Genomic DNA, 15,591 nt, shown 5'->3' with positions numbered 1-15,591 from the left:
GTCCTATACATTTGTTGACTACAAAACTAAACAAAATATGGGAGGATACTATGAAACGCAATGCAGTAACAGGGTTCCTAACTAGCCTATGCATGCTCTTGAGCCTATCTGCTTTCGCAATGCCAGCAATGGCAACAACCGCAGATAATTATGCAAAAACTCCACTTACTGCTGAAACAGCTAAACAAATCGCAAATGGAACTATAGGCTTAGATTTACCTGGGGCTTTGGATATGTCTTTATATCACAAGAAGCCTCTTGATCCGCAAGCTGATTTAGATGGTGACGGCTTAACTAATAGTCAGGAAATTTACACTTACACTAAAGACGGTAAGACTTATTATGGGTACAATTCTCACCCTATGATGAACGATACCGACGGCGATGGTATTCCAGATAATCAAGACAGCAATCCTCGCAGGTGGGATATTAGTCCTCGCGATATGGCTTTATTCTCTGAACTTTCTTATCGAGATGATAATTACATAAATAAGGTACTCGATTACACTAAACCGCTTCACGACATTTACAAAAATCGCAATGAGTACCGCCTTATGCACAACGAGCTTGCACCATTCTGGAAAGTTAAAGAAACCTACCACAAGAGGGGAGGATTTGATGCTGTTTTGTTTGAAAATGTAAGTCCATACCCATTCTTAGAACAAGGCACTGTTCAAGTACTAGCAATTCGTGGAACTTCCCAATTTAATGATTACGATGATGATTTTGCAATAGCTGTAGGTCATAACCCAGATCAAGCTAAAGATGTTGAGCAGTTGATTGAGCGTTATGGTCGCGAAAATACTGTTAGCAATTTGTATATTACCGGACATTCCCTCGGAGGATATCTTGCACAGCGTGCTTTAATTCGTGCTAAAGGCAAAGGCTACAACTGGATTAAGAAAATTTACACATTCAATTCACCACAAATTTGGGGAAATATTTTCAACCGTTGGTTACGTACCGTCGCCAATACTGGCAATAAGCTCACTCGAGAAGGTTACGCTGTTCATTACAAAGTAGACAACGACAAGGTTATTCGTTCTGTTGGCAATTTTGCTGGAGCTATAAGCGTCGGCAATTCTGCGCAAGGACATAGCTCTCGAAGCTATCTTGAGGCTCGTATGAACAATTTCCCAGGTTTCACCGTAGGTACTAGAGGAGATATTTCTGGCACTGGACGTTGGATGGAAGAACTTAACAACTTCTACGATGTTCGCACGTTCTAATTACTGCTAATTAAGGATTGCTAATTAGCACCAGCAATAGATAGCTACCTCGTGTAATTTATTAACAATAAGCTAAGCGCTGATTTACCGATGATTCATTAATATCCCAAGTAGCTCAGCGCTTTTCCTATATCAATTAATCTAATGAAATTCTTTCCTATTACACCGCATAAGCTTAAGTATTAACTTTTGGTACTTATTAAAATTATCTGATTCAACTAGATACAATTTTATGAAGTTGTTAAATCTGATAAAATCAACACGTTGAGCTAAATCTGTTGTGCTGCTCGCAAAAATATTTTCAAAATAAAGTAGAAGTCTGTACAAAAAGTAAGGAATAGCAGTATGAGAAAAGTAAGTACCATTCACACAATTAGTGGAATTGTATTAGCTTTTGGTTTGATTGTTTCATCTCTGATTTACGTACCTTCGTTAGCAACAACCGCAGTTGCAGAAGAAACATCACCAATTCACACTCCTTTGACTGCACAAACTGCTCACGACATTTCTACTGGTCGAATTCGTTTGGAAAATAATCAGATTGATTCTTTGCTTTACCATAAAGCCGCGCTAGATCCAGATCAAGATAGCGATGGCGACGGTCTGAAGAACAGCGAAGAGCTTTACACTTACGTAAAAAACGGACGCACATATTACGGATATAATTCGCATCCACTTATTAAGGACACCGACGGCGACGGGTTAGATGACAAAAACGATAACAATCCTCGCAGGTGGGATATTAGCCCCCGAGACATGGCTCTTTTTATGGAGCTTGTGTATAGGGAAGACAGCTACGTCAAAGAAGTACTTGACTACTCAAAACCGCTCACTAAAATTTACAAAAATCGCAACGAATACAAGCTTATGCATAACGAGCTTGCGCCATTCTGGAAAGTCAAAGAAACATACCACTTTGGAAGCGGATTTGATGCTATTCTTTTTGAAAATGTAAATCCTGCATACCCATTTATTGAGCAAAACGGCGTGCAAGTTCTTGCAATCCGAGGAACTGAAAGCGGCGGAGATTTTACTAATGACATTAAACTAGCAATTGGATTAAACCCGAGCCAAGCTTTAGATGTAAACAATGTGATGGATAAAATCAATAGAGAAAAACTTGCTACTAATTTATATATAACAGGGCATTCTCTCGGAGGTTATTTATCTCAACGTGCTTTAATTTACGCTAAACAAAAAAATTACCAATGGATTACAAAGGCCTATACTTTTAACGCTCCGAGGATCAAAGGTAATATATTCAACAAATGGCTTTGGGAAACATCTGATTTTGGCGATCAATTAACAAAAGAGGGTTATGCTGTTCATTACAAGGTTGATAATGATAAAGTAATAGGACCAATAGGAAACCTTAACGGCGCAATAAGCATAGGAAGATCTGGAGAAGGTCACGGATCTCGTAGTTACTTTGAGCCTAGAATGGATAGTTTCGAAGGATTCACAGTTGGCGAACGCAATAAAATTGAAGGAACCGGTCGCAAAATTGCTGCACTCGACGGATTAGTTAACGAACCAGTTATTAAAACTGACGAACAATCTTTCGAACCTAAAATTGAAAACATAGACATTTTTGAAAACGATAAGTTACCAAAAGTAACAGATTATCTTCTTAATGCATCAGACAGACCGCAAGGATCTACCATTACAGATATTACAGATAAAACTTCTATTAACACTTCTAAAAGTGGAAAATACGAAGGTAAAATATTACTTGCATTATCTGATAATTCAGTAAAAACTATTATAGTTCCAATAATTATTCATAAGCGATTGGCTAATATCGAGGAACTTCCAAATGTTACTGCTGAACCTGGCAAGAAAATAGAAGTCAAAAAAGACAATAAAATCCCCGATAATTTCGACTTCAAACCATACTTAAAAAACTTACCAGAAAACAGCACAGTACAAGTTGTAAAACAACCAAACACAACAAACACTGGAGAAACAACATTTATCGTAGAAATAACCTTTGCAAACAAAGCAAAACAGAAAGTAACTCTTAAAGCTCACGTTGTAGAAATCATTCCAGCAACACCACTAAACCCAGCTAAAAAACTCATACCAGGCAAAACCATTACTCCGATTCCAAATGTTACTGCTGAACCTGGAAAGAAAATAGAAGTCAAAAAAGACAATAAAATCCCCGATAATTTCGACTTCAAACCATACTTAAAAAACTTACCAGAAAACAGCACAGTACAAGTTGTAAAACAACCAAACACAACAAACACTGGAGAAACAACATTTATCGTAGAAATAACCTTTGCAAACAAAGCAAAACAGAAAGTAACTCTTAAAGCTCACGTTGTAGAAATCATTCCAGCAACACCACTAAACCCAGCTAAAAAACTCATACCAGGCAAAACCATTACTCCGATTCCAAATGTTACTGCTGAACCTGGCAAGAAAATAGAAGTCAAAAAAGACAATAAAATCCCCGATAATTTCGACTTCAAACCATACTTAAAAAACTTACCAGAAAACAGCACAGTACAAGTTGTAAAACAACCAAACACAACAAACACTGGAGAAACAACATTTATCGTAGAAATAACCTTTGCAAACAAAGCAAAACAGAAAGTAACTCTTAAAGCTCACGTTGTAGAAATCATTCCAGCAACACCACTAAACCCAGCTAAAAAGAGTATTACGTGGGCCGAGTTAATTCCTGCAAAGAAATCAACACCATGGACCGAGCTAACACCAGCGACACCAGCTCCAACACCAACTCCCGTACCTCCGACACCTGTTCCACCAACACCGGAACCAACGCCTTCGCCTACGCCGACACCGACGCCTGATCAACAACCTGCAGTGCCTCTGCAGCCGAAACCAAACCCAGTGAATCCAACACCCGTTCCGCCAAAACCTGCGCCTAAACCAGAGCCACAACCTGTTCCACCAACACCAGAATCTCATTCTGGCAACAGTGAGCACTCTAGCAATGGCGAACCTGATAAGTCTGCAAATAGCACAACCCCACAGACTAATAAGTTCGATCAAGACCATAAGGAAATTCCAAGCATGGGATTTCCCGGACCAACGCATCCTTCCAAAACTCTACAAACTCCTGCAGTTAGTAACGATTCTATGCGCGAAAACCACATAGAGCTTAACGCAAACTCAGAATCACACACATTACAGCAACAGATTCCATCAGCACCAAAGAGTATTGCAGATTTACTTCCAGCGTTGTGCAACACTCTCACCGTCGGGAATAATAACATTGCTTATGCGGGAAAAAATAACCATATCACTGTTACAGTAAATGCAACATCAGAATTCATGCGCAGATTACAACTAGAAAAAGCAGTAAAAGCTTATGCCTACATATATTCCAACCCTAAACTTCTTTATAGCGCAAATGGAATGAAATATGTAACAGTTCACATTAATGAATATGGCAGGATTGTATTCGACGTAGTTATCCCGGAAGACTATAAAGGCAATCATACGATTGTCCTTATTGACGAAAACGGTAAACAAGTTGCGTGGACGAATACTTTAGTAAAGAAAGACCCCCATTTACACAAACAATCCACAATAGCCAATAATGCACTCCCTCGTACTGGAATACAAATAATTCCAATTGTACTTAGCGTTGCATTGATGCTGTTTGCTAGCACAATTGTGACAATTGCAAGAAAAAGAAAGTTTAACTAAGCGTAAGTTGTAGTTTTTATACATCCAATGTACAAAAACTACAACTTATACAATTTTACAATCTGAATGGAGCGGATGACGGGAGTCGAACCCGCCTCTGAAGCTTGGGAAGCTTCCATTCTACCGATGAACTACATCCGCATGCTGTAACTAAAAGCAAACTAGTTTCAACAACCATCTAAGGGTATCATGCACAGCTTACCGCTTCAATATTTAGGAATCAGTTTATGAACTCAATAAACAAGACAAGCAAGTTCAACAAACAAAATATTCATGCAGCAATGCTCATTAGACGCCCAATCCTATCCTGAACAGTAGGACGTGCAGTACACAAACGCACAAGCGCAGGAGCGTTATTATTCCATGGGCAAATAATCATCAAAGAAGCAACAGCCTGCAATCCAGCAGTAGATTTCATCTCGTGAAGCTGCATGCCGTAGGTAATTTTATTAAGTGCGGAAGCAAGCGCAGCAAAATCTCCAGTAATTTCACTACTTCCCTTATCTGCGTCAAATTCACGCGAACCAGGAATAATTGCATTGATAATAACAGAAGCAATAGGAGCGAATAAAATATTTAAAAACTTACCAATAAATTTGCAATACTTGCGAATATCACGACGATATGTATCACCAACATAAACAAGCCAAGAACCAACGTACGTTAATACTGTTGCTGTAGCAGTAGCCAGCGAAGAAGCGAGAATATCATGATTATAAATATGAGTTAATTCATGACCAATAACACTACGTAACTCGCGCTCGTTAAGGATATTAATCAAACCACGAGTACAACATATGCTTGCATGACGCTCACTTCTACCGGTTGCAAAAGCATTAGGACTTTCGTAGGGAGAAACCATTACTCGCGGCATAGGTTTACCAATTCGAGCAGATAAATCTCTAACCATTGCGTAGAGCACAGGCTCTTCTTCTTCACTAACCTCTGTAGCACGCATAGCAATAATCGCAAGCTTACTTGAGCACCAATAAGCAAAAACACTAAATGCAATACCAGGAATAATGAACCATATTAGTGATGACAGATGCGAGCCAGCAAGAACCCAACATAAGGCAAGAAAAAGCCACACAACAACAAAAAATAGTGCGGCTTTTAAGCTGCCATAGTGTATTCTCAAGCCTTTCAACATACGAACTATCCTAATAATGCGAACTTAAATTTTTCTGAATATATACTGCGTATTTACTAACTACAAACTTAAATACTAAGTAATATTTTCAGTTTATTTAGGGCATTATTTGCTACCTAAAGCAATATTTACAAGTTCAGACGCTGAAACAACTTTCTTTCGAGTTCTCTGCTCATTGGCTCCAAGCTCACGCTCATAAGAGTCAACTCGCTTCCAACCGGCGTAATCAATTGGTTTAATGCCCTTTTCTGCCAATAATTTATCTATAGAATTTTCATCGCGATCAGGTGCGATTCGCCCAGCATTGCCAGCTTTAGATAAATCTTCAAGCATATTATTAACAATCAAAAGAGCATCGGATTTTGTAGAGCCGATTAATCCTACCGGCCCACGCTTAGCCCAGCCAGTTGCATACAATCGCTCACGGACTTCGCCATTTTCTACAGACGTCACTAAGCGTCCATCAATATTTGCAAGCAAAGTACGCTTTTCGTCGTAAGCAATTCCTGTAACTTCTGCAGGATGGTAGCCAATGGCATGGTAAACAGCTTGCACAGCGTAATCTTCAAATTCACCTGTGCGAGTCATTGTGCCATCCGCGCTTGTTACAGTTCGCTCAACTCGTATTGCTTTCACACGCCCATCTTCACCAAGAATTTCTACCGGCGCACAGTTGAAGTGGATAATATAGCGTTTGTCGGCTGGATTCCCCTCAAAATCAACGTTTCCGCCATCTTCCATATCTTCTGCCATGTCTCGAATCGCAAAAAGTTCCTCAACCATTTGACGCGTGAGCTTATCGTTACCTGCAACTTCTATCGTCTCATCGTCAAGTTCAAAATCATCCTCATTAATAACAATTTGCACTCCGGATAACTTTTCCATTTCGCGCAATTCTTGAACAGAGAATTTTGCTTGGGCAACTCCACGACGAATAAATAAATGCAAGGTTTGGGTTTTATTTTTTTGCAATCCCTCATACACGTCGTCTGGAATATCCGTATGCGCGCGCAAATAATCAGGATCTCGTAAAAGCTCACGAGCAACATCCATTGCCACATTTCCGCCGCCAATAACAGCTACTTCTTTTGCTTCAAGCGGCCATTCTCGATTGCTAGTCGGGTATCCGTCGTACCATTCTACGAATTTTGCAGCTCCGTACACTCCGTCTAAATCGGCGCCTGGAACTCCTCGAAGAGGCCTATCTTTCACAGCGCCGGTTGCAAATAGCACAGCATCGTAGCGTTCCAATAAATCTTCTAATGCAATATCCTTACCAAATTCAACATTTGCATAAAGATGAATATTTGGATTATCAAGCGTCTTTTCAAGCGCATCCGCAATAAATTTGATACTTGGATGGTCAGGAGCTACTCCGTAACGCACTAATCCAAAAGGCACTGGCAATTTTTCAAAAAGATCGATGCGAGCGCTAGAGCCTAATCCCAATTCTTCTCCACGCTTTGCAATCTGGCGTAAGAAGATATCGGAAGAATACACTCCTGCAGGGCCTGCTCCTATTACAGCAATACGCAGTTGAGATGTTTCTTGTGAAACATTTTCGCTTAAATTATTTTTTTCCATTATTATCCCCATATTGAGCTGTATTATACGGCACTTTTCGCCGTTTTTGCGCTATTTAGCGCGGCCTACAAGCATAGGTTGCCTCAATCCACTCAGCAGCGTAACTGTAAAGCGTTTATATGTAATTCTTCGCCAAAAATAAGTTACGTACAAGCTTGAGCTCTTACCGTTTGCAGCTAACTCGTATGCTTTCATAATTAGACTAGCGCATTACTTCGTCTTACAACATGCTCAAATAAATAAAATGCTCAAACGAATATTATTAAAGATGTCGTAATGAATATCGTAAAAAATATTGCCAAAAATATTTTTATTTTCGTTCGCGCAATGCTGTTAAAGCCCACATAATAGCAACAACATCAATTGCTTCTTGCATCATTGCGCCAATAACTGCTGGAATAAAACCGAAAGCCGCAAAAATCATACTTATAATTGCCAATCCAATGCCCATCAATACTGACTGAACCATAACGCATTTAGTATGTTTTGCTACTCTTATTGCGCTTGCAACAGAAGAAATATCGTTGTTCATAATAACTAACTGAGCACATTCAGATGCTGCCGTATCTGTGCCATCCGTTACCGCTACGCCAATATCTGCAGCCGCAAGCACTGGAGCATCGTTTACACCGTCTCCAACCATCATTGTTACAGTCGAATCTTTCTTACTTTTGGCTGCATTGTAATTGTGCTTTTTTACATACGCTAATTTATCTTGCGGAAGCAAATCTGCATATATTGTGTCAATTCCAACGCTTTTACCAATTGTTGTTGCAGCTTGCAAACTATCTCCAGTAAGAATAGATATTGAGCGCGCACCAAGCGTACGCAATGCGTCAATAGTTGATTTCGCGTTATCGCGAGGCACGTCTTTTAACACAATCCGACCAACTAGCACTCCGTCAAAGGAAACATAGGTTGCCATTTCGTCTGCAGCGAGCGCATTGACTACATGTTGTGCCGCAATATGTTGTGTCGCAATATGATTCATGACCTGTTTATTAATATCAGTTTGCTCAGTAACATACTTTCTACGCCCAACGCGCACCAAAACACCATCTACAACGCCTTGAATACCCTGACCTGCAGTTTCCTTCACACTATGCACTACTGGGTATTCTCTAACGCTAGGCAATTGCGGAGTTGAAGATGGATGCGTGTGCTCCCACAAAACTGAACCTGCTTTTGCTATACCTCCAGCGAGAATATGCTGAGAATACGTTTCTAGCACACCTGCGAGCATCACAATTCGATCAGCTTTCTGCGTAGTATCGATTACGTCTACGTTTACAACTTGCGGCTGTTTTACAGTTAGCGTGCCGGTTTTGTCAAAAAATACGTCTGTTACACGACTTAATTGCTCAAGCACATCCTGACTTTTAACAACAATTCCAAGTTTTGCTAAACGCCCAGTACCAGCCATGCAAGCAACTGGAACTGCAATAAGCAGAGGACATGGGGTTGCTAGAACCAATACTTGCGCAAATCGCAATGCGTCGCCAGAAAAGCTCCAAGCAAGACCTGCAATCGCAAAAGATAATACTGTAAACGGCACAGATAGCATGTCTGCAAATCTAACTACTGCAGCTTTAGAAGACCTAGCAGACTCAACAAGCTGCATGATTTTCTGATACTGCGAGTTTTTAGACAGCTTTGTTACGCGCATAATAAGCACAACTCCACCGTTTACACAGCCTGAAAGCACTGCAGCTCCCGCATAGACTTCTCTAGGAACAGATTCTCCGTTAATAGCACTTGTGTCTAAAATTGCAGAACCGCTTAATAATTCACCGTCAACTGGCACTGTTTCGCCAGGAAGCACAATAATTACGTTTCCTATCTTTAGCTCATCAACAGGAACTGTAGCGTAACGCTGCAAATTTGAGGAGATTTCGTTGTCTGTAGATGCTTGCAAAAATGGGCAATTATTTTGTTTACAGTTGCAATTTTGCAAGTCATTATTTTCGCAATTACTTTCGCTATTTTGCTCGCTACTATTAGATTGCTTAGAATTAGCGGCATCTACTTTTCTAAATTCAGCATGCTGGCACAGAACACACGAGCTAGGCTTGCACTGATTTTCACTCAAACATGGCGGTTCGTATGATTCATCATTTGCTTGATTATGATTCATACCATGCTCAATACCTGGCAAAGTCATAAGGTGAGCAGTTTTTGGAGCTGCGCTTACTAAAAGAGATAGATTGCGCTGAGCTTTCATATGCGCAAAATCTTCTATAGCTTCTCCAGTCCAAACCATTACAACAATCAAATAACTTGCCCAGAACTCACCAATACAAAGTGTTGTAAGCAATGCAACAAAAGCAAGTAGATCAATACCTAAAGTTCCATGCAGTAAATGTTTAATCATATTACGCAAAGAAATAACGCTCGTATATAAAACGAGAATAGCGATAATAGTTTTGCCAAGACTAATACTTATGGAAATACTGCAATTAATTTTTAAAAAATCAAAGATTTGCTGCGAAAAATTAGAAATTTGCTCACAGAAAGTAGTTAATATAGGCAAATTATACGAGTACAAAGGCGCAATAAACGGAAAAGCAAGAATTACGACTGTTAATTGTGGTGCACGACGGCAATATGCTAAAAGTTTACGCATACACTTTCCTTACGCTGATCAGGTTAACTACGCTTAAGACGCTGCTAACACACGATTTCACGCCTTGTTAACCCACTGAGCGCAACCTAAATAGCGCACTCAATACACGGCGTAAAGATACTTATGTTGATTTTTGGTTAATCCCAATTTTGGAATTAACAATGACTTTTAATTATTTATTTGTCTCTTTAATATACCATGAAGCCTTGATGAGAAACATTCTCATAAACACAAGCTTAAATAATGCAAAACCAAAACAAATCCAAAAAAATAAATTAATAAACAAAAAAGTTCTGATTGGAAAATCAATCAGAACCCTGTTCGTGGAGCTAAGGAGACTCGAACTCCTGACCCTCTGCTTGCAAAGCAGATGCGCTACCAGCTGCGCCATAGCCCCATTCGGTATTGAATGAAATAATCACTCAACTCCGTGGGCCCGGGAGGACTTGAACCTCCGACCTCATCCTTATCAGGGATGCGCTCTAACCACCTGAGCTACGGGCCCAACTCGTACGCCTAAAACATACAAGTAGTTACATTAGCACAGACACAGAAAATGTCAAACCGCAACACGCCATAAAAAGAAAATAGCATGTTGCGGTTTGAATCAAAAAAATTAAACAGAGGTTAATTAATCAAGATGGCTACGCATGAACCACTGGAACTTTTCCAACTGTTGAACATGATCTTGAATAATATTTGAGCTAACTAAATCAAGCTCATCAAGCTCCGCGATAGCCTTGCGATCGTCTGCAATCATATCGTTATAGTATTCAATAAGCGCTTGCAAATACTCCTTTGTGGACTTGCGACCAGTCAAAGCAAAACGCTTCCATGTACGAGCAGCAACAACATCATCAGCACGTCCAAGTGGAGAACCGCCCAAAGTTGCAATTCGCTCAGCAGTTTCATCCGCCTGCGCCAAAACTTCAGCAACCTGTGGATCAAGCATTTCATGAACTGCAATAAAATCTGAACCAGTAACATTCCAATGCGCATGCTTAAGCACCAAAGCAGCTTCCTGCTCGTGGCTTAAACGATTCTGTAAAATGGCAACAGCCTTTTCACTGGCCGCTTCGTCGAGACCTGGCAAAATATGCAACAAAGCCATGTTCTATCCTTCCTTAGGTTTGTTAATACCGTTATTATTCTACTGCTATGGCTTAAACTACGCGCGGCGACGCACTTCAATCGTCGCAATACGCCTACCATCAACCGCAGTCACAGTCATATCGTAACCATCCGCATCATGCAAAACAGCTCCAACACTTCCCATTGAACCAGTATGCGCTAAAAAGTAGCCTGCAACAGTCTCATACGGACCGTCTTCAAGCTCAATGCCGGTAATGTCAGCAAAATCTTCAATGGTCATACCGCCATCAATTTTTGCAACACCATTTACAAAAGCAGTTGTTTTATTCACATTATTTTGCTCAGTTTCACCAGGCAAATCATATTCATCGCGAATATCTCCAACTAGCTCTTCTGTCATGTCCTCGAGCGTAACAATACCGTCAGTTCCACCATATTCATCGATGACAACAGCCAAATGAATACCACGTTTACGAAGAAGTTCCAGGCTCGGCAATAGTTTGGAAGTTCCAGGAAGACTAATTCCTTCGCGAGTTACATCTGCAACAGTTTTTGCATTTGAATCACGCACATCTAGCAAATCGCGAACATGCACAAAACCTATAACATCATCAAAATCTTTGCCAATAACAGGGTAGCGAGAATACGGAAGCTCACGAATTTTCGCGGCAGCTTCTTCAAGGCTCAATGAACCATCCAAAAACTCAACATCAGCACGAGGACGCATCACTTCAGCAACAATAGTTTCCGAAGCATCAAACACGTCATCCAAAATATTGCGCTCATCCTGACTTAAACGCTTATTGCTATTGACAAGCACGCGCAATTCTTCGTCAGAAACTTCGCTTTCCTTCTCGTTAGGATCAAACCCAAGAAGGCGCACAAAACCGTTAGTATTCTTACCAATAAGCCAAATTAAAGGCTTGCAAATCTTTGAGAAAATATCTACTGCCGGCACAACCGATCGCGCAATCTGCTCAGCACGCTGCATAGCAATACGTTTTGGAACTAATTCAGAAATAACAATCGAACAGTACGAAATAATAAGAGTTAAGAAGATTGTAGTAAGAGGGCCTGCAACATGAGCCGGCACACCCCATGAACATACAACCGGCACAACATACGGAGCTAAAGCAGACTCACCAAACGATGCAGAAAGAAAGCCAGAAAGAGTTACCCCAATTTGTAGAGCAGATAGAAAAGTGTTAGGATCGCGGGCAATTTTTGCAACTCTAGCACCACGCGCATCCTGCAATTCCATGCGATCAATTTGCGAACTTCTCAAGCTCACTAAAGCTAATTCGGTTGCCGCAAATACGGAACCAAATAGCAAAAAAATCATAATGAGTAGAATATTAAAACCAATCGCCATACTTGTTATCTTAGTTTACTTCTATGCGATATCAACAATTCTAAAATAATTATCACCATTAACGAAGATAAATTATTTATGGGCGATAAAAATATCCAGTTGGAGCTTGAGCTGTTTGCATTGATATAACGTGCAGCACAACTCCAGGATGCTGATATCCAGGAATGCCAATATTGCCTCTAGAAACGCGTGCACGAACACGCACCCATTCATGATCTTGAATTTCGCCAATATTTGATTTTTCGGCAACTAATCCAAACGGAGACATGTCGAGAATACAGCATGACATAAGCTGACGAGATACCCTAAATTGATTTGCATTCAACGTAGAATCTCTGCTAACAAAACCTGTAAGAGTAATCGTGTATCCATCATATTTTGCAGCATTATGATCGATTTCGTCATACCAGGAGCCAAAATCATCATCATCAACTGCTATCTCATGAGATTTTTCATACAATCCTGGCAAAGGATAATTTTGGCTACGAATAGCAATAGCACGACCACCAGCATACTGGTCGAATCCATCTACACTAATATTTTGAGCGTAACGCAAAGGAACAATAATAAGTAGCGCAGGAACAACGAAAGCTACAAGCATACGCCAAACATCGCGCGAAGAAACAGAAAACCATCCAATCGCAGCGCATATAGACAGAATAAATAGCAAAATAGCAGTAATTAACAAATAATAATATGCTCTAGGCGTAGTAAAAAGCGTATATTGACCGCTTAAAGTAACTTCCGCAATTATGACTGCAAAAAATAGCAATAAAATAGCTTCTACCAATTGAGCTAAAGTGATTTTTTTACAAGCATTATGCTCAACACATTTTTGTTTTTTCATGCGATGAACCCCCAAGCCCAGTGAGCTAATAATGACGCTAGGAAGCACGCAAAAGCAATAGTTAATGTTAAGCGCCACACAAATTTACCACGGCAATCCTCAACGAGCATAAGCGTATTCTTTAAATCAAGCATAGGACCAAACAGCAGAAATACTAGCACCGACGACATAGGCAATGATGTTGCTAAACTTCTTGCAATTACAGCATCTGAGCTGGAGCATAGAGAGCTTGCGTACGCAATAGCCATCATTACAGGAATAGCAATTAACACATTACTCACTTGTACGCGAGAAGCAGGATCAGCTCCGAGCCATGCGCGAATTACAGAAGCAACTATAGTTCCACATACAATAATTGGAATTAATTTTATTAAATCCTGATGTATATGCTGCACATATTTGCGAATTTGCACAGAAATACTAGGCTTTTCAATATTATTTTTTGTGAGATTACTTTCGTTATTCAATTCGCAAGAACAATGTAAAGAAGATTCGTTTTCTACTAAAATTTTCTTACGTAAAATATTGATTTTCGAAGGAAATATAACAAAAGTTAATCCAACCAGTAATGCAATACCAACACCTAGAGCAATACGCATAATAGCAACAGCTGGAGCGTCAGAGAACGCATAAAATGTTGCCAATACAGATACTGGATTTACAACAGGAACTGCACATAGAAAAGTTATGGCGCACGGCAATGGTAGTTTTCTTGCGACTAAACGAGAAAACGTTGGAACTACTACACAATCACAAACAGGCACGCAAACGCCAGCCAATATGGCAGCCAAAAAACCGTTTGCCGTAGATTTTGGAGCATGTTTCTCAATAAAATCAGCAGTTACCCAAGTTTCTACTGCAGCAGAAACAAGCACACCTATGAGAGTAAAAGGTATCGCTTGTAGCAACAAGCCGGAAACACCTCGAATTGTTGTATCAATTAGAAACCAAGGATGTCGCCCCTGTAACGCAGGAGCAGCTGCAATAATAAAAGCTACTAAAGGAGCTCCAACAAGCAAGAAAAGATAATTCGCAGAATTAGTGGAATTTGCAGAATTTGCACCAAGCGTATCTTTAGATGATTGATTCATATTTGTAACCTAACAACGTATTAATAATTCTGTTAAAAATGCGACTACATGCTACTTAGCATGAAAGAACCTCTACCAAACCATCCTTCATTCTATACCTAGCACCAACTAGCATGAGGTTATCATTAAAAGCGGATTCACGAATAGTTTGAGATTTATTACATATTTCAGCAAGAATATTAGATACATGGATTCGTTCAATATCATCCGTGTTTAATTCTTCTTCAATACCAGCAAGTGCAGCAGGACCTAAAGAACGAAGCAATATTGACTCGCTAGACTCAATTATTTCGCTTGTTTCATCTTCGCCGTATTTAGAAACCAGCTTTTGCACATTCGGCAAAACGGCTTGCACAGCACCGCAATGCTCGTGCCCAAGCACAACAAGCACTTTTACTCCCAAATCGCTTACAGCGTATTCTAGCGAAGCTATTACAGCATCATCAAGCACTTCGCCTGCAGTGCGAACAGAAAAAATATCACCTAAACCGGCACCGAACACAAATTCTGGAGCAACGCGCGAGTCAGCACAGGAAAGAACAACAGCTCCAGGATGCTGACCTTCAACAAGAGATAATCTCGTTTCTTCACTAAGTCCATCACAATTTAATGAGCCTTCTGCAAACTTACGGTTACCAGCTAGCATCGCGCTCCACACAGATGTAGCCAAAAGTGAATCTTCTTCTAAAAGATCTTCTTTGACTGTCTCGTGCATTATTACCTCCTTGTATTGATGCGCTTGCGCAAAGGTGCCGAATACAAGCTATCAACAAATTTTAAAAACACTTCGACTTATAAAACATATTCTATCGTTACTGTGTTAAATAGAAAATATGCTATAAAAGCTAACAAAATTTATAAAATATGATTGTAAAAAGAAAAGCCAACGCACAGCTAATAAAGCAGCACGAAGGCTTTT

10 protein-coding genes and 3 tRNA genes are annotated in these 15,591 nt (G+C 40.0%); 2 read left to right on the top strand and 11 right to left on the bottom strand.

Translation table 11 applies throughout. The annotated features are described in order from the left end of the window. Positions 1–50: 50 nt before the first annotated feature. Together HXT38_RS00210 and HXT38_RS00205 are read left to right on the top strand one after the other, a co-directional pair. Positions 51–1,229 carry a lipase family protein gene (locus HXT38_RS00210; protein WP_004119768.1) on the top strand — a complete coding sequence of 393 codons (1,179 nt, stop codon included), beginning with the start codon at positions 51–53 and terminating at the stop codon, positions 1,227–1,229. 345 nt (positions 1,230–1,574) lie between these two features. Then, positions 1,575–4,913, top strand: coding sequence for a Rib/alpha-like domain-containing protein (locus tag HXT38_RS00205; RefSeq protein WP_421791830.1), 3,339 nt, complete (start codon positions 1,575–1,577; stop codon positions 4,911–4,913). A gap of 67 nt (positions 4,914–4,980) precedes the next feature. On the opposite strand, the gene HXT38_RS00200 is transcribed toward HXT38_RS00205, so the two are convergent. The 11 genes from HXT38_RS00200 to HXT38_RS00150 all read right to left on the bottom strand — a co-directional run bounded on the left by HXT38_RS00200 (position 4,981) and on the right by HXT38_RS00150 (position 15,387). Then, a tRNA-Gly gene (locus tag HXT38_RS00200) sits at positions 4,981–5,054 on the bottom strand. A 130-nt stretch (positions 5,055–5,184) separates the two neighbouring features. Then, positions 5,185–6,063, bottom strand: a complete 879-nt coding sequence (locus tag HXT38_RS00195) for a M48 family metalloprotease (protein WP_004106145.1) — start codon at positions 6,061–6,063, stop codon at positions 5,185–5,187. A gap of 105 nt (positions 6,064–6,168) precedes the next feature. Continuing rightward, the gene (locus tag HXT38_RS00190; protein ID WP_004119763.1) at positions 6,169–7,647 is read right to left on the bottom strand and encodes an FAD-dependent oxidoreductase; all 1,479 of its coding nucleotides are present in this window, start codon (positions 7,645–7,647) and stop codon (positions 6,169–6,171) included. Positions 7,648–7,957: 310 nt separating this feature from the next. Beyond that, complete coding sequence (locus HXT38_RS00185; protein WP_064340210.1) at positions 7,958–10,270, bottom strand: heavy metal translocating P-type ATPase; 2,313 nt, start codon at positions 10,268–10,270, stop codon at positions 7,958–7,960. Between the two features lie 324 nt (positions 10,271–10,594). After that, a tRNA-Ala gene (locus HXT38_RS00180) sits at positions 10,595–10,667 on the bottom strand. A gap of 34 nt (positions 10,668–10,701) precedes the next feature. Continuing rightward, a tRNA-Ile gene (locus HXT38_RS00175) sits at positions 10,702–10,775 on the bottom strand. 126 nt (positions 10,776–10,901) lie between these two features. Then, entirely contained in the window at positions 10,902–11,381 is a 480-nt protein-coding gene (locus HXT38_RS00170) for a Dps family protein (protein ID WP_004106140.1), read from the bottom strand. Between the two features lie 57 nt (positions 11,382–11,438). Further along, positions 11,439–12,734: a hemolysin family protein gene (locus tag HXT38_RS00165; protein WP_101885813.1), complete on the bottom strand. Its 1,296-nt coding sequence runs from the start codon at positions 12,732–12,734 to the stop codon at positions 11,439–11,441. 76 nt (positions 12,735–12,810) lie between these two features. After that, positions 12,811–13,581, bottom strand: a complete 771-nt coding sequence (locus HXT38_RS00160; protein WP_101885814.1) for a TIGR03943 family putative permease subunit — start codon at positions 13,579–13,581, stop codon at positions 12,811–12,813. Further along, positions 13,578–14,672 carry a permease gene (locus HXT38_RS00155; RefSeq protein WP_004119759.1) on the bottom strand — a complete coding sequence of 365 codons (1,095 nt, stop codon included), beginning with the start codon at positions 14,670–14,672 and terminating at the stop codon, positions 13,578–13,580. The genes HXT38_RS00160 and HXT38_RS00155 overlap by 4 nt, the downstream gene beginning before the upstream one ends. Before the next feature lie 55 nt (positions 14,673–14,727). Continuing rightward, on the bottom strand, positions 14,728–15,387 hold the full coding sequence (locus tag HXT38_RS00150) for a carbonic anhydrase (RefSeq protein ID WP_004119757.1): 660 nt from the start codon (positions 15,385–15,387) through the stop codon (positions 14,728–14,730). Positions 15,388–15,591: the final 204 nt, after the last annotated feature.

Origin of the sequence: Gardnerella sp. DNF01157, assembly GCF_049244225.1 — a bacterium.
Lineage (GTDB): Bacteria > Actinomycetota > Actinomycetes > Actinomycetales > Bifidobacteriaceae > Bifidobacterium > Bifidobacterium leopoldii.
Note: the sequence above shows the minus strand (reverse complement) of the source record. Positions and strands in the feature narration are given on the sequence as shown.